Genomic DNA, 16,127 nt, shown 5'->3' with positions numbered 1-16,127 from the left:
GGGTTGTGGGGAAAAACGTTCATGTTGGTTGGCGGTGTGTCGATGGCAGGTGAATCTTGATGGGTTTTGCCAAATTTTTGATTATTTCAGCTATTTCCAACTTTTGTACGACAGTCCAACCGTGGTCCAACCCCCGTTTGACCTCTGCAACCGCTCTCTTTCACGCCGATCAAGGATAGACCATGCGCCTGCCTTTGCCGCTCGATCTGCCTGCCGCCCTCCAACCGCTGGTCGCTCGCAACCAGCAATTCCTGCGCGATGCCCTGGCAAGTCATCCTGGCCTGGCCCTGGACAGCCTGAGCGCCGAGCACCGCCGTCAGTTCGACCAGGTCGCCGCCGCCAGCGACTTCGTCCTGGCCCAGGCCCAGCGTGATCCGACGATGCTGTTCGAACTGCTGGCCAGCGGCGCGATGGACCAGGCGTTCGCGCCTGGCCAATTGCGCGCGCAGATCAACGCCGTGGCCCAGGCTGCCCAGAACGAGGACGAACTGGCGCGCAACCTGCGCCGCGAGCGCAACCGCCAGCAACTGCGCATCATCTGGCGCGACATTACCCGCCAGGCCGCGTTGCCCGAAACCTGCCGCGACCTGTCCGACCTGGCCGACGCCAGCATCGACGAAGCTTATCAATGGCTGTACCCGCGCCACTGCCAGCAGTTCGGCACGCCCATCGGCAACCGCAGCGGCCAGCCCCAGCACCTGGTGGTGCTGGGCATGGGCAAGCTGGGCGCGGTGGAGCTGAACCTGTCATCCGACATCGACCTGATCTTCGCCTTCCCCGAGGGCGGCGAAACCGAAGGGGTCAAGCGCTCGCTGGACAACCAGGAGTTCTTCACCCGCCTGGGCCAGCGCCTGATCAAGGCGCTCGACCCGGTCACCGTCGACGGCTTCGTGTTCCGCGTCGACATGCGCCTGCGCCCCTATGGCTCGGCCGGCGCGCTGGTGCTCAGCTTCAATGCCCTGGAGCAGTACTACCAGGACCAGGGGCGCGACTGGGAGCGCTATGCCATGATCAAGGCGCGGGTGGTCGCCGGTGATCAGGTGGCCGGCGCGCAGTTGCAGGAGATGCTGCGGCCGTTCGTCTACCGGCGCTACCTGGACTTCTCCGCCATCGAAGCGCTGCGCACCATGAAGCAGCTGATCCAGCAGGAAGTGCGGCGCAAGGGCATGGCCGACAACATCAAGCTCGGTGCCGGCGGCATTCGCGAGGTGGAATTCATCGCCCAGGCGTTCCAGCTGATTCACGGCGGGCGCGACCTGAGCCTGCAGCAGCGGCCGTTGCTCAAGGTGCTGACCACCCTGGAAGGGCAGGGCTACCTGCCGCCGGCCGTGGTCGCCGAGCTGCGCGACGGCTATGAGTTCCTGCGCTACACCGAGCACGCGATCCAGGCCATCGCCGACCGCCAGACCCAGATGCTGCCGGACGATCCGACCGACCGCGAGCGTATCGCCTACATGCTCGGCTTTGCCGACTGGGACAGCTTCCACGGCCAATTGATGCACTGGCGTGGGCGCATCGACTGGCATTTCCGCCAGGTCATCGCCGACCCGGATGAGGACGAAACCGAAGGCGAACTGGTGGTCGGCGGCGAGTGGTCGCCGCTGTGGGAGCAGGCCCAGGATGAAGACGCGGCCTCCCGCCAGCTCGAGGAGGCCGGCTTCCGCCAGCCGGCCGAGGCCCTGCGCCGCCTGACCGCGCTGCGGGCCAGCCCGACCCTGCGCTCGATGCAGCGTATCGGTCGCGAGCGCCTGGACGCCTTCATTCCGCGGCTGCTGGCCCAGGCGGTCGAGCACGACAACCCCGACCTGGTGCTGGAGCGGGTGCTGCCATTGGTCGAGGCCGTGGCGCGGCGCTCGGCCTACCTGGTGCTGCTCACCGAGAACCCTGGCGCCCTGCGCCGCCTGCTGACCCTGTGCGCCGCCAGCCCGTGGATCGCCGAGCAGATGGCCCGCTACCCGCTGCTGCTCGACGAATTGCTCAACGAAGGCCGGTTGTTCAGCCCGCCGCTGGCGCCAGAGCTGGCCGCCGAGCTGCGCGAGCGCCTGACGCGCATTCCCGAGGACGACCTGGAGCAGCAGATGGAGGCCCTGCGCCACTTCAAGCTGGCCCACAACCTGCGCGTGGCCGCCTCGGAGATCAGCGGCAACCTGCCGTTGATGAAGGTCAGCGACTACCTGACCTGGCTGGCCGAGGCGATTCTCGACCAGGTGCTGGCCCTGGCCTGGCGCCAGACCGTGGCGCGCCACGGCCAGCCCAAGCGCAGCGACGGCAGCCTGTGCGACCCGGGCTTCATCATTGTCGGCTACGGCAAGGTCGGCGGCCTGGAGTTGGGCCATGGTTCGGACCTGGACCTGGTGTTCATCCACGATGGCGATCCGAACGCTGAAACCGACGGCGCCAAACCCATCGACAGCGCGCAGTTCTACACCCGCCTGGGCCAGCGCATCATCCACCTGCTGACCACCCAGACCAACTCCGGCCAGCTTTACGACGTGGACATGCGCCTGCGCCCCTCCGGCGCCTCGGGGCTGCTGGTCAGCTCGCTGGGCGCCTTCGAGCGCTACCAGCAGAACGAGGCCTGGACCTGGGAGCACCAGGCCCTGGTGCGGGCCCGCGTATTGGTGGGTTGCAAGCAGGTGGCCACGGCCTTCGAGGCGGTGCGGGCGCAGGTCCTCGGCCAGCCTCGCGACCTCGACAAGCTGCGCGTAGAAGTAAGCGAAATGCGCGCCAAGATGCGCGACAACCTGGGCACCAAGGCCACTGCCGCCGGCACTGCGGGCAACGCCTTCGAGGCCGGCCAGTCGTTCGATATCAAGCAGGATGCCGGCGGTATCGTGGATATCGAATTTATGGTGCAATACGCCGCTTTGGCCTGGTCCCACGACCATCCGGCCATACTGCGCTGGACCGACAACATCCGCATCCTCGAAGAGCTGGAACAGGCCGGGCTGATGTCCGCCGCCGACGCCGTGCTGCTGCGCGAGGTGTACAAGGCGTTCCGTTCGGCGTCGCACCGTCAGGCCCTGCAGAAGCAGGCCGGGGTGATCGATGCGGCGCAGTTTGTCGATGAGCGTCGTGAGGTAAGGCGGATCTGGGGTGGACTGGGTCTGACTTGAAATTGTTGGGGCCGCTGTGCGGCCCTTTCGCGGCACAAGGCCGCTCCTACAAGGGATTGCGTTCCCTGTAGGAGCGGCCTTGTGCCGCGAAAGGGCTGCAAAGCAGCCCCAAAGGTTCATGCCTCACCACCGGTGGTACACTGTCCGCCACATAGCCTGAATATAAAGAGGGGAGGCCAGGTTGTAGCGCAGCCTGCAGCCTCCCCGAATGTTTCTGGATAAAGCATGAGAATACTGATCATTGGCCCCAGCTGGGTCGGCGACATGGTGATGGCGCAGACCCTGTTCCAGTGCCTCAAACAGCAGCACCCCGACTGCGTGATCGACGTCCTGGCCCCCGAGTGGAGCCGGCCGATCCTCGAGCGCATGCCCGAGGTGCGCCAGGCCCTGAGCTTCCCGCTCGGCCACGGCGCGCTGGAGCTGGCCACGCGCCGGCGCATCGGCAAGTCGCTGGCCGGCCAGTACGACCAGGCGATCCTGCTGCCCAACTCGCTCAAGTCGGCGCTGGTGCCGTATTTCGCCGGTATCCCCAAGCGCACCGGCTGGCGCGGCGAGATGCGCTACCTGCTGCTCAACGACGTGCGCAAGCTGGACAAGGCCCGCTATCCGCTGATGATCGAGCGCTTCATGGCCCTGGCCTACGCACCGGATGCCGAGCTGCCCAAGCCTTACCCGCGTCCGAGCCTGCAAATCGAAGCCGCCAGCCGCGAAGCGGCCCTGGCCAAGTTCGGCCTGGCGCTGGACCGCCCGGTGCTGGCGCTGTGCCCTGGCGCCGAGTTCGGTGAGGCCAAGCGCTGGCCGGCCGAGCACTACGCCGAGGTGGCCGACGCGATGATCCGCCAGGGCTGGCAGGTGTGGCTGTTCGGTTCGAAGAACGACCACCCGGTGGGCGAGCAGATCCGCGACCGGTTGATCCCCGGGCTGCGCGAGGAGTCCTGCAACCTGGCGGGCGAAACCTCGCTGGCCGAGGCCATCGACCTGATGTCCTGCGCCGATGCGGTGGTGTCCAACGACTCTGGCCTGATGCATGTGGCCGCCGCCCTCAACCGCCCGCTGGTGGCGGTGTACGGCTCGACCTCGCCGGGCTTCACCCCGCCGCTGGCCGACCAGGTGGAAGTGGTGCGCACCGGTATCGAGTGCAGCCCCTGCTTCGAGCGCACCTGCCGCTTCGGCCACTACAACTGCCTGCGCCTGCTGGAGCCGGCCAAGGTCATTGCCGCGCTGCAGGGCCTGGGCGGGCCTAACCTGATCGATACCGTGGCCGAGGTCGACTGAGTGCGGGTACTGATCATCAAGACCTCGTCGCTGGGCGATGTCATCCACACCCTGCCGGCGCTCACCGACGCCGCCCACGCCATCCCCGGCATCCGTTTCGACTGGGTGGTGGAAGAAGGCTTCGCCGAGATTCCCAGCTGGCATCCGGCGGTCGACCGGGTGATCCCGGTGGCGATCCGCCGCTGGCGCAAGAATATCTGGCAGACGCTCAAGAGCGGTGAGTGGAAAGCCTTCAAGCAACGCCTGCGCGAGCACAAGTACGACCTGGTAATCGACGCCCAGGGCCTGGTCAAGTCGGCCTGGCTGACGCGTTACGTGAAAGCGCCGGTGGCCGGCCTGGACCGTTACTCGGCCCGTGAGGGCTGGGCCAGCCGCTTCTACAACCGGCGCATGTCGGTCGCCGTCGGCCAGCATGCCGTGGAACGGGTGCGCCAGCTGTTCGCCCTGGCCCTGGCCTACGACCTGCCGGAAGGGCTGGGCGACTACGGCCTGGACCTCAACCGTTTGCAACTGCCGCCTGCCGCGCCCTACGTGGTGTTCCTGCACGGTACCACCTGGGCCACCAAGCACTGGCCGGAGGCCTACTGGCGCGAGCTGGCCGAGCGCATGGGCCGACGCAAGCTGCAGGTGATGCTGCCCTGGGGCAACCCGGCGGAAAAGGCCCGTGCCGAGCGCATCGCCCAGGGCTTGAACAACTGCCAGGTGCTCCCCAAGTTGAATCTTGTCGGCGTTGCCCGCGTGCTGGCGGCGGCCAAGGCCTGCGTGGCCGTGGACACCGGCCTCGGCCACCTGGCCGCCGCGCTGGATGTGCCGACCATTTCGCTGTTCGGCCCCACCAACCCTGGTCTGACTGGCGCCTACGGACGCGCCCAGATCCACCAGGCGAGCAACTTCCCCTGCGCCCCGTGCCTGCAGAAGAAGTGCACCTACAAACCGAGCGCCGAGGACCTGCGCCGGTTCGATCTCAAACGCGAGTGGCCGCTGTGCTTCACTCGCCTGAATCCCGAGCATGTGGCGGGCCGCTTGAGCGCGCTGCTGCTGGCTGAGGATGTTCGTTGATGCAACTGGCTTTTGTGCTCTACAAGTATTTCCCCTTTGGCGGGCTGCAGCGCGATTTCATGCGCATCGCCCTCGAATGCCAGAAGCGCGGCCATCAGATCCGCGTGTACACGCTGATCTGGGAAGGTGACATTCCGCCGGGCTTCGAGGTGCTGGTGGCGCCGGTCAAGGCGCTGTTCAACCACCGCCGCAACGAGAAGCTCAGCGCCTGGATGGAAGCCGACCTGGCCAAGCGCCCGGTCGATCGCCTGATCGGTTTCAACAAGATGCCCGGCCTGGATGTCTACTACGCCGCCGACGGCTGTTTCGAGGACAAGGCCCAGACCCTGCGCGGCGGCCTGTACCGTCGTTGGGGCCGCTACCGCCATTTCGCCGAGTACGAGCGCGCGGTGTTCGCCAGGGATGCGCGTACCGAGATCCTGATGATCTCCGAGGTGCAACAGCCGCTGTTCATCAAGCACTACGGCACCCCCGAGGCGCGTTTCCACCTGCTGCCGCCGGGCATTTCCCAGGACCGCCGCCGCCCGGCCGACGCCGCGGCCATCCGCGCCGATTTCCGCCAGGAATTCGGCCTGGCCGACGATGAGCTGTTGCTGGTGCAGATCGGCTCGGGCTTCAAGACCAAGGGCGTGGACCGCAGCCTGAAGGCCCTGGCGGCGTTGCCGTCGGCCCTGCGCAAGCGTACCAGGCTGATGGTCATCGGCCAGGACGATCCCAAGCTGTTCCAGGTGCAGAGCACGGCGCTCGGCCTGGGCGAGCAGGTGCAGTTCCTCAAGGGCCGTAGCGACATTCCGCGTTTCCTGCTCGGTGCCGACCTGCTGATCCACCCGGCCTACAACGAGAACACCGGCACCGTGCTGCTCGAGGCGCTGGTCGCCGGGTTGCCGGTGCTGGTGTCCAAGGTCTGCGGCTATGCCCACTACATCGCCGAGGCCGATAGCGGCCTGGTGCTGGACGAGCCGTTCGAGCAGGAGCAGCTGAACCGCTACCTGCAACGCATGCTCGAAGACGCCGGGGCCCGCGCGGCCTGGTCGGACAACGGTGTGGCCTTTGCCGAGACCGCCGACCTGTACAGCATGCCGCAGCATGCCGCCGACGTGATCCTCGGTCAGGAGACCGCATGAAGCTGATACTGGCCGAACCGTTCAAGCGCCTGTGGGCCGGGCGCGATCCCTTCGAGGCCGTCGAGGCCCTGCAGGGCGAGGTGTACCGCGAGCTGGAAGGCCGCCGCACCCTGCGCACCGAGGTCGATGGCGCGGGCTTCTTCGTCAAGATCCACCGCGGCATCGGCTGGGGCGAGATCTTCAAGAACCTGTTCAGCGCCAAGCTGCCGGTGCTCGGCGCCGGCCAGGAATGGCGGGCCATCCAGCGCCTGCATGAAGCCGGTGTGCCGACCATGACCGCAGTGGCCTACGGCGAGCATGGCAGCAACCCGGCCACCCAGCACTCGTTCATCGTTACCGAGGAGCTGGCGCCCACCGTCAGCCTGGAAGACTTCAGCATCGACTGGGTCAAGCAGCCGCCAGCGCCGCGCCTGAAGCGCGCGCTGATCGCCGAAGTGGCGAAGATGACCGGCGGCATGCACCGCGCAGGGGTCAACCACCGCGACTGTTACATCTGCCACTTCCTGCTGCACACCGACCGCCCGGTGACGCCGGAAGACTTCAAACTGTCGGTGATCGACCTGCACCGCGCCCAGACCCGGGCGAAGATCACCCGTCGCTGGCGCGACAAGGACCTGGCCGCCCTGTACTTCTCGGCGCTGGACATCGGCCTGACCCGCCGCGACAAGCTGCGCTTCCTGCGCGGCTACTTCCAGCGTCCGTTGCGCCAGGTGCTCAAGGACGAAGCCGCGCTGCTCGCCTGGCTGGAGCGCAAGGCGCAGAAACTCTACGACCGCAAGCAACGTTACGGGGACGCACTCTGATGGCGAGCTGGAACCTGGCGCCCGAGTATGCGCACCTGGCGGCCGATTTCGGCAGTGTCGACGCGGTGTTCGCCCTCCAGGGCGAACGCCTGACCCGCGACCCGTTGAGCGAGGTCATCCGCATCGAGCGTGATGGGGTCAACTACTACGTCAAACGCTACACCGGCGCCGGCAAGCACATGCGCCGCTACCTGGGCCGGCCGCGGGTCAAGGCCGAGTGGCAGAACCTCAAGCAGTTCGCCAAGTGGGGCATCCCCACCGCCGATGTGGTCGCCTGGGGGCTCGAGCGCCAGGGCCTGGCCTTCGGCCGCGGGGCGATGATCACCCGCGAGTTGCCGCGTACCGAAGACCTCTCGGCGCTGGCCGAACGCAATGATCCGCGTCTGCGCGACAGCGCCTGGGTCGATCACGTCAGCCGCCAGCTGGCACGCCACACCCGGGTGATGCACGATCATCATTTCGCCCACAACGACCTGAAATGGCGCAACCTGCTGGTCGACGACCAGGGCACGCTATTCTTCATCGACTGCCCGACCGGCGACTTCTGGCGCGGCTTCATGCTGCGCCACAGGCTGATCAAGGATCTGGCGTGCCTGGACAAGGTGGCCAAGTACCACCTGTCGGCGACCCAGCGCCTGCGCTTCTACCTGCAATACCGCGGACACGCGCGTCTGAACGCCCGTGACAAGAAGCGCATTCGCCAGGTGCTGGGCTTTTTCGAGGGAAGGGAATGACCGATTACCTGGCCAGTGCCGACCAGGCGCTGCTGCAACGGCACGGGCTGAGCGACTTCGAGGCGCTGTGGGCCCTGCAGCTGGACGCCGTGGACGAACCCAATACCGGCCGTGGCGGCTGGAGCAGCGTGTTCCGCCTGGAGCTCGAGGGCAAGGGTTTCTACCTCAAGCGCCAGAGCGACTACTTCACCCGCAGCCTGCAGCGGCCCTTCGGCGAGCCGACCTTCGCCCGCGAGTTTCGCAACATCAGCCGCTACCAGAAGCTCGACATCCCCGCCCTGCAGGCGGTGTTCTATGGCGAGCGCAAGCAAGCTGGCGAGCACCGGGCGATCCTCATGACCCGGGCGCTGGACGAGTGGACCGACCTCGAGCAACTGCTCGGCCGTTGGGCGCAGATGGACGCGCCGCAGCGCCAGGCGATCCTCCAGGCCTGTGGGCGGCTGGCCCGCACCCTGCACGGCGCCGGGCAGATGCACGGCTGCTTCTACCCCAAGCACATCTTCCTGCGTGAGCGCCGCGAGGGCTGGCAGGCCCAGCTGATCGACCTGGAAAAGACCCGTCCGCTGCTGTTCGGCATGCGCGACCGGGTCAAGGACCTGGAGCCGTTGCTGCGCCGCGCCCGGGCCTGGGACGAAGCGGACGTGCGCGTGCTGCTGGCGGCCTACCTGGAGCAGCCGGCGGACAGCGCCCTGGTATCCACCTGGCTGCAACGCCTGACCCAACGCCGTCGTCACAAAGAGGCCCGCTGATGCGCCTGAGCGAATTGAAGGAGGCCGGGCGCAGCCCGAGCCTGCCGCTGACCGTCACCCTCGCCGACGCCGCGGGCAGCGCCGACCTGCAGCTGCTCAACCTGTTGCGCGTGCTGCCGGGCCAGCGTTATGTCGGCGCGGGTATCTGGCGTGGCACCAAGGTGCTGGCCAAGCTGCTGGTCGGCGGCAATGCCGCCCGGCACTTCCAGCGCGAGCGCGATGGTGCCCTGCTGATGGCCGAACAAGGCCTGACCACCCCACGCCTGCTGGCCGATGGCCTGAAGGAAGGCGAGGGCGGCTGGGTATTGTTCGAATACCTCGACCATGCCGAAAGCCTGGGCGACGCCTGGGCCCGGGTGGAGCAATTGCCGATGCTGGCCGACGAGCAGCACCTGGTGCTGGGCGAGGCCCTCACCGCCGTGGCGCAGATGCACGCCAAGGGCCTGTGGCAGGAGGACCTGCACCTGGACAACCTGCTACGCCAGGACGGCCAGCTGTACCTGATCGACGGCGCCGGCATCAAGGCCGAGACCCCCGGTCAGCAGCTGTCGCGCCAGCGCGTGCTGGAAAACCTCGGGGTGTTCTTCGCCCAGTTGCCCAAACGCCTGGAGCCGTTCATCGAGGAAGCGCTGGTGCACTATGTGCTGGCCAACGCCGAGCACGCGCTGCCGCTGGAAGCGCTGCACAAGCAGGTGGACAAGGTGCGCGCCTGGCGCCTGAAGGATTACCTGGAAAAGGCCGGTCGCGAATGCACCCTGTTCAGCGTCGAGCGCAACCTGTCCGGGCTGCGAGCGATTTGCCGTAACGAAGTAGAGGCGATGCGCCCGGTGCTGGAGCAGGCCGATACGCTGATCGACCAGGGGTATCTGTACAAGACCGGTGGCGCGGCCAGCGTGGCGCGTATCGAGGTGGCCGGGCGCAAGTTGGTGCTAAAGCGCTACAACATCAAGAACACCGCCCACTGGTTCAAGCGCTTCTGGCGCCCAAGCCGGGCCTGGCATTCGTGGATCGAAGGCCACCGCCTGGGGTTTCTCGACATCGCCACGCCTCGCCCCCTGGCGGTGCTGGAGCAGCGGGTGATGGGGCTGCGCAGCACGGCCTACCTGGTAACCGAGTACGCCGACGGGCCGGACCTGATCGAATGCTTCGCGCCCTACGTGGAAAGCGGCGAGGCGCCTGACGAGCAGGTCGAGGCCCTGGCGCGGGTGATGCAGCAACTGATCCGCGAGCGTATCAGCCATGGCGACTTCAAGGGCCACAACCTGTTCTGGCAGGACGGCCAATGGTCGCTGATCGACCTCGATGCCATGTGCCAGCACGCCACCCAGCTCAGCTTCGCCCCGGCCTTCGCCCGGGACCGGGCGCGGCTGCTGCGCAACTGGCCGAGGGACAGCGCGCTGCATCAGCGGCTGGACCAGGTGTTGCCGCGGTTGGCTGATTGAGTGATCAGTTGAAGCGATCCCTGTAGGAGCGGCCTTGTGCCGCGAAAGGGCCGCAAAGCGGCCCCGGCGATCTTTGCCACAACGCTGAAATCCCGGGGCTGCTTCGCAGCCCTTTCGCGGCACAAGGCCGCTCCTACAGGTCCCTGCTGAATCAATGAGTCATGTGCAGTTCCATGTGAGCTGCCTACCGCCGCCAGAACCCACTCAGGCCCAGGCCGGCCGAAACGCCCAGCCCCACCCAGGCCAGCACATCCCACATCCCATCCCCGAGCAGTGCGGCAAACAGCCCGGCCGCACTGAGCACGGCGATCAGCGCCGGCCAGGCGAAGATCCTGCGGGTGCTTTGCGACTTGTGGCTCATGCCCGCACCTCCCGTGCCTTGCGTTGCTTACCCCACCACAGGTACAGGCCGCTGCCCAGCACGATGATGGTCAGCACATCGAGCACGGCCCAGAGGATCTGCATCGGCCGGCCGCCGTAGTCGCCGAAGTGCAGGGGCTGCGACAGGCCCATGGCGTCCATGTACCACGGGCGTTCGCCAACGGCGGTCACCTCCAGGGTGCGCGCGTCGATCAGGATCGGCGTGAACAGGTGCGAGGTCAGGTTCGTGGCGCCATTCATGAACACCGCATAGTGGTGCTCGCTGGAGAAGCGTGTGCCGGGGAAGGCGATGAAGTCCGGGCGCATGCCGGGCGCGGCCTGTTCGGCGATCTTCAGCAACTGCGTGGCCGGGGCGCGTTCGGTGAGCGGCGGTGCGTCACGATACGGCGCGACCATCGCCGCCAGGCTGTCGTTGCGCCAGGCGGCGATCACCAGGTCGGACAGGGCGCTGATCACCCCGGTGACGCCGACCACCAGGGCCCAGGTCAGGGTGACCACGCCGATCAGGTTGTGCAGGTCCAGCCAGCGCAGGCGCCGCGACTTGTCGTGGCGGACCGTGGCGAAGTCCAGGCGGCGCATGAACGGCGCGTAGAGCACGGTGCCGGAGACGATGGCGACAATGAACAGCACCCCCATGAACGCCAGCAGCAGCTTGCCGGGCAACCCGGCGAACATGTCCACGTGCAGGCGCAGCATCAGCATCATGAAGCCGCCGTTGGCTGCCGGCATGGCCACGGCCTCGCCGGTGCGCGCGTCGAGCATGAAGGTGTGCGAGTCGTCGGGATGGGTGCCGGCGGTGGCGGCCATGATCGTGACCACGCCGTTGGGCTCGTCCTCTTCGTATCCGAAGTACTGCATCACCTCGCCGGGGCGGTGCTGTTCGGCCTTGAGCACCAGCTGCTGCAGGTCCAGGTGCGGGGTGCCGGCGGGCATCTCGCGCAGCTCTGGCGCGTCGCCGAGCAGGTGTTCCAGCTCGTGGTGGAAGATCAGCGGCAGGCCGGTGAGGGCGAGCAGCAGCAGGAACAGCGTGCAGACCAGGCTGCTCCAGGTGTGGATCGCTGACCAGCGGCGGATGGTTTGGCTTTTCATCACGGCTCCTTACGCAATCGCGGGTCAAGCCCGCTCCCACGATCTGCAGGAGCGGACCTGACCCGCAATGGCCACTCAGAACTTGTAGGTGGCGCTGGCGACGACACTGCGCTGGTCGCCGTAGTAGCAGTAGTAGCCGTCGCAGGTCGAGAGGTAGTCCTTGTTCAGCAGGTTGCTGGCGTTGATCGCCACCGAGGCGCCCTTGAGGCTGTTGTCCAGGCGGCCCAGGTCGTAGTGCACGGCGGCGTCGAACACCGTGTAGGCCTTGCTCTTGCCGAGCCAGGTGTTGGCTTCGTCACCGTAGCGGTTGCCGGTGTAGCGTGCGCCCAGGCCAATGCCGAAGCCGTCAAGCACACCGGTATGCCAGGTGTAGTCGGCCCACAGGGAGGCCTGCTGGTTGGGCATCTGTTGCAGGCGGTTGCCTTTGTACTGCCCTTTCTGGACTTCGGACTTGGCCAGGGTGTAGGCGGCGATCACTTTCAGGTTGTCGGTGACGTCGGAGACAGCCTCAAGCTCCAGGCCATGGACTTTCACTTCTCCGGTCTGGCTGGTGACCGGCGTGCCACCGATGTTGTTGGTGACCTGGACGTTCTTCTGGGTCAGGTCGTACACCGCGGCAGAGAGCAGGGTGTTGGAGCCCGGTGGCTGGTACTTGATGCCCAGCTCCCATTGCTCGCCTTCGGTCGGCTTGAACGTCTTTTCCGGGTCCGCGTCTGCGCTGCTGGCCGGCTGGAAGGATTCGGCATAGGACAGGTAGGGCACCAGGCCGGAGTCGAAGACGTAGCTGATCGCCGCGTTGCCACTGAACTTGCTATCGCGCTGGGTGTTGGTGGCATCACCCTTGTTGAAGAACTTGGTGCCGGTGTGGACCCAGTCCTGTCGCCCGCCCAGGGTCAGGCGCCAGTTGTCGAGTGCCATCTGGTCCTGGACATAGAGGCCGGTCTGCACCGTCTTCTGGTTGTAATCGTAATAGGCCGAGGAACGAGCGGGGCGGGTGATCGGCAGGCCATGGGCCGGGTTGTTGACGTCGATCGGCGGCACGTCGAAACCATAGATCGCCAGGTAGTCGTGATTGGTGCGCTGGTGATCCAGCCCAATCAACACGGTATGGCTGACGGCACCGGTGGCGAAGTCGGCCTGGAAGTTGTTGTCGACCGCGAACTGGCCGATATTTTCCTCGGTGTTGGTGGACATGCGGTTGGCAATGCCGTCATCGGTGACCGGGGGGAAGTCTTTGTTGTAGCTGCTGACCGTAATGGTCTGGAACGAAAGCTCCGACTTGGTGTAACGCAGGTTCTGACGGAACTGCCAGACATCGTTGAAACGATGTTCGAAGGCATAGCCCAGCGCGTAGTAAGTGCGGTCGTAGTAGTCGTAATCCGGGTCACCCAGGTTCTTGTGGCGGGAGACCTTGCCGAATGGCATGTCGATCTTGGTGCCTTGGATCGGGTAGAACTGGCTGGTGGCGCCGGTGTCGTCGCGGGTGAACTGGCTGAGGAAGGTCAGCGAGGTGTCTTCGTCGATGTTCCAGGTCAGGCTCGGGGCGATGTTGTAGCGCTTGTTATCGATATGGTCGATCTGCGTGCCGCTGTCGCGTACCACGCCGCTGACGCCATAGAGGAACTGGCCCTGCTCATCGAGCTTGCCGGTGCTGGCGAAGTTGATCTGGCGGTGGTTGTCGCTGCCGTACTGCAGTTGGATCTCGTGGCTGCTCTCGGCCTGGGGGCGGCGGCTGACCATGTCCAGCAGACCGCCGGGCGGGGTCTGGCCATACACCGACGAGGCTGGGCCACGTAGCAGCGCAAGGCGGTCGAGGTTCCAGGTTTCGGCTTTCGGGTTGGCATACACGCCGCGGGGCAGGGGCAGGCCGTCGAGGAACTGGGTTGGCTCGAAGCCGCGCACGCGCATCCAGTCATAGCGGGTGTCGCTGCCGAAACTGGCCGAGACGATGCCCGGCATGTACTTCACCGCGTCGTCCAGGCTTTGCACGCCGCGGTCGCTCATCTGCTGGCGGGTGGCGACGGAAATGGAGCGTGGGACCTCGACCAGCGCGGTGTCGGTCTTGGTGCCGGCGGCGGTGCGCTTGGCGGTGTAGCCTTCGACCGGGCCCCAGGCACTTTCGTAGCTGCTGTTGGCATTGATGTTGGTTTCCGGCAGCGCCAGGGTGCCTTCGCTCACCGCCACCAGACTGTAGCTGCCGGCGCTGCTCTGCTGCAGCTGCAGGCCGGTGCCGCGCAGGGCGGCCTGCAGGGCGCCGACCGCATCGTACTGACCACTGACCGGCGTCGAGTTGCGCCCGCTGACCAGTGCCGGATCCAGCGCCAGGGCGATCCCGGCCTGGCTGGCGATCTGGTTCAGGGTGCTGGCCAGCGGCGCGCTGGGCAGGTTGTAGGCACGCGGGGCCGCCTGTTCGGCGGCGAACAGGGTGGTGCTGACCAACGGGGCGGCCAGGCCGATGGCCAGGGCCATCAGGCTGGGGCGAAGCAAAGCATCAACGGCACGGGACATGCAGCGGCTCCTCGACGAAATAGTGCTGACTGCTTCCTTGCCGAGCGAGATTGGGAAAGTGACAGGGTCTTTTGAAAAAATATCTGACAGGGTTGGCACGAGCGGCGCTCAGCGCTATATCGCCTTGGCTTCTTCGCGGGTAAACCCGCTCCCACAGGTTTGATGCATTCCCTGTGGGAGCAACTGTCTTGCTCAATTTTTAGAATCTGGCGCGATCCCTGTGGGAGCGGGTTTACCCGCGAAGGGCGGCACGCAGCGCTTATCTGGCGGAGACGGTCACCCACCACGGCGTATGCCGCTCGATCTTCACCGGCAGCGCCGGCTGCAGCGAGGCCAGGGCCAGGTCGGTGTCGGTCAGCGGGAAGCTGCCGCTCACGCGCAGGTCGGCGACCTCGTCGCTGACCCCCAGGTGGCCGCTGCGGTACTGGCCGAGCGCGGCCACCAGGTCGGCCAGGCGCACGTTGTCCACCACCAGCATGCCGCGGGTCCAGGCATCGCTGCCGACCGCCACGGAGCCGACCCGGCCTAGGCCGTCGGCGTTCATCAGTACCTGCTGGCCTTCGCGCAGCACCTGTTCGTCGCCACTGTTCTGCGGCTTGGCGGCCACCGAGGCCTGCAGCACCTCCAGGCGCGTGCCGGACTCCTCGCGCTTGACCAGGAAGCGCGTGCCCAGCGGGCGCAGGCGGCCATCCTCGGTGCGCACCAGCAGCGGACGGCTGTCCTTGTGGCCGGTTTCCACCGAGATTTCGCCACGATGCAGCACGATCAGCCGCTGCTCGCCGCGGAAATCGATGTCCACCGCGCTCTGGCTGTTCAGGCTCAGCAAGGTGCCGTCCTCCAGGCGCAGGGTGCGCAGCTCGCCGGTGCCGGTGCGCTGATCGGCCAGCCAGTAGGTCGGCGACAGGGTCGGCGCTGCGGCCCAGGTGAGCAGCCCGCCGAGCAGCAGCATGCTGGCCAGGCCACCAAGGCGCTGGCGCAGCCCGGCCCGTGATTGCAGCAGGGTGTGGCGCACCGGGCCGGCGGCGGCGTTGACGCGCCGGTCGAGCATGCCCAGTTGCAACCAGGCGCGGGCGTGCTCCTCGTGGGCGGCGTGCCAACGCATGAATTCGTTGCGTTCGTCCGGGGTACCGCTACCTTCGTCCAGGCACAGCTTCCAGGCGATGGCCGCTTCCAGCACCTGGCTGGAAACCGGGGCCTGGTTCATGTCGGCTCTCCATAGAGGGCGACATAGCACTGGCGCAGGCCCTGGGCGAGGTACTGGCGCACGCGGGACACCGACACCCCGAGGCGTTCGGCGATCTCGGCGTGGCCCAGACCGTCCAGGCGGTTGTACAGGAAGGCCGCGCGGGCCTTGCTCGACAGCTTGCCCAGCAGGCGGTCGATGGCCTTGAGGTCCTCGAGGATCAGGTGCTGCTGCTCGGGCGACGGGTGTTCGGCCTCGGGCAGCAGGGCCAGCTCGGCGAGGTAGGCCTGCTCGAGGGCGGCGCGGCGGAAGTGGTCGAACAGCAGGCCCTTGGCCACGGCGACCAGGAAGGCGCGGGGTTCGCGGGGGGCGTCCAGGCGCTCGCGACCGAGCAGGCGCACGAAGGTGTCCTGGCTCAGGTCTTCGGCGCGCTGACGGCAGGCGGTGCTGCGCTGCAACCAGGCCAGCAGCCAGGTGCGATGGTCGCGATACAGCGCTCCGACCAGCTCGGCATGTGGACTGTGCGCAGGCGTCAAGAAGCGATCCCCGGGAAAGAATGCGTTAACTAACGATAATTATTCGCGATTGTGGCAGAGGCGGGGGTGGTGGCGCAATTGACGCTTATCGGATTGCCAGCATGATGATCCGGTTCACACCTCTCACT

13 protein-coding genes are annotated in these 16,127 nt (G+C 66.7%); 8 read left to right on the top strand and 5 right to left on the bottom strand.

Annotated features, from left to right (window positions below):
• The first annotated feature begins 182 nt into the window (after window positions 1-182).
• The 8 genes from glnE to PRtIB026_RS01255 all read left to right on the top strand — a co-directional run bounded on the left by glnE (window position 183) and on the right by PRtIB026_RS01255 (window position 10,302).
• Window positions 183-3,116 (top strand): bifunctional [glutamate--ammonia ligase]-adenylyl-L-tyrosine phosphorylase/[glutamate--ammonia-ligase] adenylyltransferase, encoded by a 2,934-nt coding sequence (gene glnE / locus PRtIB026_RS01290; protein ID WP_203649787.1) that lies wholly within the window; start codon window positions 183-185, stop codon window positions 3,114-3,116.
• Between the two features lie 225 nt (window positions 3,117-3,341).
• Entirely contained in the window at window positions 3,342-4,391 is a 1,050-nt protein-coding gene (gene waaF, locus PRtIB026_RS01285; protein WP_028689091.1) for a lipopolysaccharide heptosyltransferase II, read from the top strand.
• The gene (gene waaC, locus PRtIB026_RS01280; RefSeq protein ID WP_203649789.1) at window positions 4,392-5,450 is read left to right on the top strand and encodes a lipopolysaccharide heptosyltransferase I; all 1,059 of its coding nucleotides are present in this window, start codon (window positions 4,392-4,394) and stop codon (window positions 5,448-5,450) included.
• Window positions 5,450-6,574, top strand: a complete 1,125-nt coding sequence (locus PRtIB026_RS01275) for a glycosyltransferase family 4 protein (RefSeq protein ID WP_203649791.1) — start codon at window positions 5,450-5,452, stop codon at window positions 6,572-6,574. Before waaC ends, PRtIB026_RS01275 begins: the two co-directional genes overlap by 1 nt.
• Window positions 6,571-7,377 (top strand): lipopolysaccharide core heptose(I) kinase RfaP, encoded by an 807-nt coding sequence (rfaP, locus tag PRtIB026_RS01270; RefSeq protein ID WP_203649794.1) that lies wholly within the window; start codon window positions 6,571-6,573, stop codon window positions 7,375-7,377. The genes PRtIB026_RS01275 and rfaP overlap by 4 nt, the downstream gene beginning before the upstream one ends.
• On the top strand, window positions 7,377-8,111 hold the full coding sequence (locus PRtIB026_RS01265; RefSeq protein ID WP_203649796.1) for a lipopolysaccharide kinase InaA family protein: 735 nt from the start codon (window positions 7,377-7,379) through the stop codon (window positions 8,109-8,111). The genes rfaP and PRtIB026_RS01265 overlap by 1 nt, the downstream gene beginning before the upstream one ends.
• Window positions 8,108-8,860 (top strand): lipopolysaccharide kinase InaA family protein, encoded by a 753-nt coding sequence (locus PRtIB026_RS01260; RefSeq protein WP_203649805.1) that lies wholly within the window; start codon window positions 8,108-8,110, stop codon window positions 8,858-8,860. The genes PRtIB026_RS01265 and PRtIB026_RS01260 overlap by 4 nt, the downstream gene beginning before the upstream one ends.
• Window positions 8,860-10,302: a lipopolysaccharide kinase InaA family protein gene (locus PRtIB026_RS01255; protein ID WP_203649807.1), complete on the top strand. Its 1,443-nt coding sequence runs from the start codon at window positions 8,860-8,862 to the stop codon at window positions 10,300-10,302. Before PRtIB026_RS01260 ends, PRtIB026_RS01255 begins: the two co-directional genes overlap by 1 nt.
• A 184-nt stretch (window positions 10,303-10,486) precedes the next feature.
• Here PRtIB026_RS01255 and PRtIB026_RS01250 read toward each other — a convergent pair whose 3' ends face one another.
• The 5 genes from PRtIB026_RS01250 to PRtIB026_RS01230 all read right to left on the bottom strand — a co-directional run bounded on the left by PRtIB026_RS01250 (window position 10,487) and on the right by PRtIB026_RS01230 (window position 15,999).
• Complete coding sequence (locus PRtIB026_RS01250; protein ID WP_203649809.1) at window positions 10,487-10,663, bottom strand: hypothetical protein; 177 nt, start codon at window positions 10,661-10,663, stop codon at window positions 10,487-10,489.
• Window positions 10,660-11,772 carry a PepSY-associated TM helix domain-containing protein gene (locus PRtIB026_RS01245; RefSeq protein WP_203649812.1) on the bottom strand — a complete coding sequence of 371 codons (1,113 nt, stop codon included), beginning with the start codon at window positions 11,770-11,772 and terminating at the stop codon, window positions 10,660-10,662. Before PRtIB026_RS01245 ends, PRtIB026_RS01250 begins: the two co-directional genes overlap by 4 nt.
• A 75-nt stretch (window positions 11,773-11,847) precedes the next feature.
• On the bottom strand, window positions 11,848-14,280 hold the full coding sequence (locus PRtIB026_RS01240; RefSeq protein WP_203649814.1) for a TonB-dependent siderophore receptor: 2,433 nt from the start codon (window positions 14,278-14,280) through the stop codon (window positions 11,848-11,850).
• 259 nt (window positions 14,281-14,539) lie between these two features.
• Entirely contained in the window at window positions 14,540-15,484 is a 945-nt protein-coding gene (locus PRtIB026_RS01235; protein ID WP_203649817.1) for a FecR domain-containing protein, read from the bottom strand.
• Window positions 15,481-15,999: an RNA polymerase sigma factor gene (locus tag PRtIB026_RS01230; RefSeq protein ID WP_186712646.1), complete on the bottom strand. Its 519-nt coding sequence runs from the start codon at window positions 15,997-15,999 to the stop codon at window positions 15,481-15,483. Before PRtIB026_RS01230 ends, PRtIB026_RS01235 begins: the two co-directional genes overlap by 4 nt.
• Between the last annotated feature and the right edge of the window lie 128 nt (window positions 16,000-16,127).

Origin of the sequence: Pseudomonas sp. RtIB026, from assembly GCF_016861355.2 — a bacterium.
Taxonomy (GTDB): domain Bacteria; phylum Pseudomonadota; class Gammaproteobacteria; order Pseudomonadales; family Pseudomonadaceae; genus Aquipseudomonas; species Aquipseudomonas peradeniyensis.
Note: the sequence above shows the minus strand (reverse complement) of the source record. Positions and strands in the feature narration are given on the sequence as shown.

Excerpts from the sequence above, each read along its gene's own strand:
- rfaP (WP_203649794.1), top strand. The coding sequence starts at position 6,571 with ATGAAGCTGATACTGGCCGAACCGTTCAAGCGCCTGTGGGCCGGGCGC.
- PRtIB026_RS01255 (WP_203649807.1), top strand. The coding sequence starts at position 8,860 with ATGCGCCTGAGCGAATTGAAGGAGGCCGGGCGCAGCCCGAGCCTGCCG.
- PRtIB026_RS01275 (WP_203649791.1), top strand. The coding sequence starts at position 5,450 with ATGCAACTGGCTTTTGTGCTCTACAAGTATTTCCCCTTTGGCGGGCTG.
- glnE (WP_203649787.1), top strand. The coding sequence starts at position 183 with ATGCGCCTGCCTTTGCCGCTCGATCTGCCTGCCGCCCTCCAACCGCTG.
- PRtIB026_RS01265 (WP_203649796.1), top strand. The coding sequence starts at position 7,377 with ATGGCGAGCTGGAACCTGGCGCCCGAGTATGCGCACCTGGCGGCCGAT.
- PRtIB026_RS01235 (WP_203649817.1), bottom strand. The coding sequence starts at position 15,484 with ATGAACCAGGCCCCGGTTTCCAGCCAGGTGCTGGAAGCGGCCATCGCC.
- PRtIB026_RS01250 (WP_203649809.1), bottom strand. The coding sequence starts at position 10,663 with ATGAGCCACAAGTCGCAAAGCACCCGCAGGATCTTCGCCTGGCCGGCG.
- PRtIB026_RS01260 (WP_203649805.1), top strand. The coding sequence starts at position 8,108 with ATGACCGATTACCTGGCCAGTGCCGACCAGGCGCTGCTGCAACGGCAC.
- PRtIB026_RS01245 (WP_203649812.1), bottom strand. The coding sequence starts at position 11,772 with ATGAAAAGCCAAACCATCCGCCGCTGGTCAGCGATCCACACCTGGAGC.
- waaF (WP_028689091.1), top strand. The coding sequence starts at position 3,342 with ATGAGAATACTGATCATTGGCCCCAGCTGGGTCGGCGACATGGTGATG.
- PRtIB026_RS01240 (WP_203649814.1), bottom strand. The coding sequence starts at position 14,280 with ATGTCCCGTGCCGTTGATGCTTTGCTTCGCCCCAGCCTGATGGCCCTG.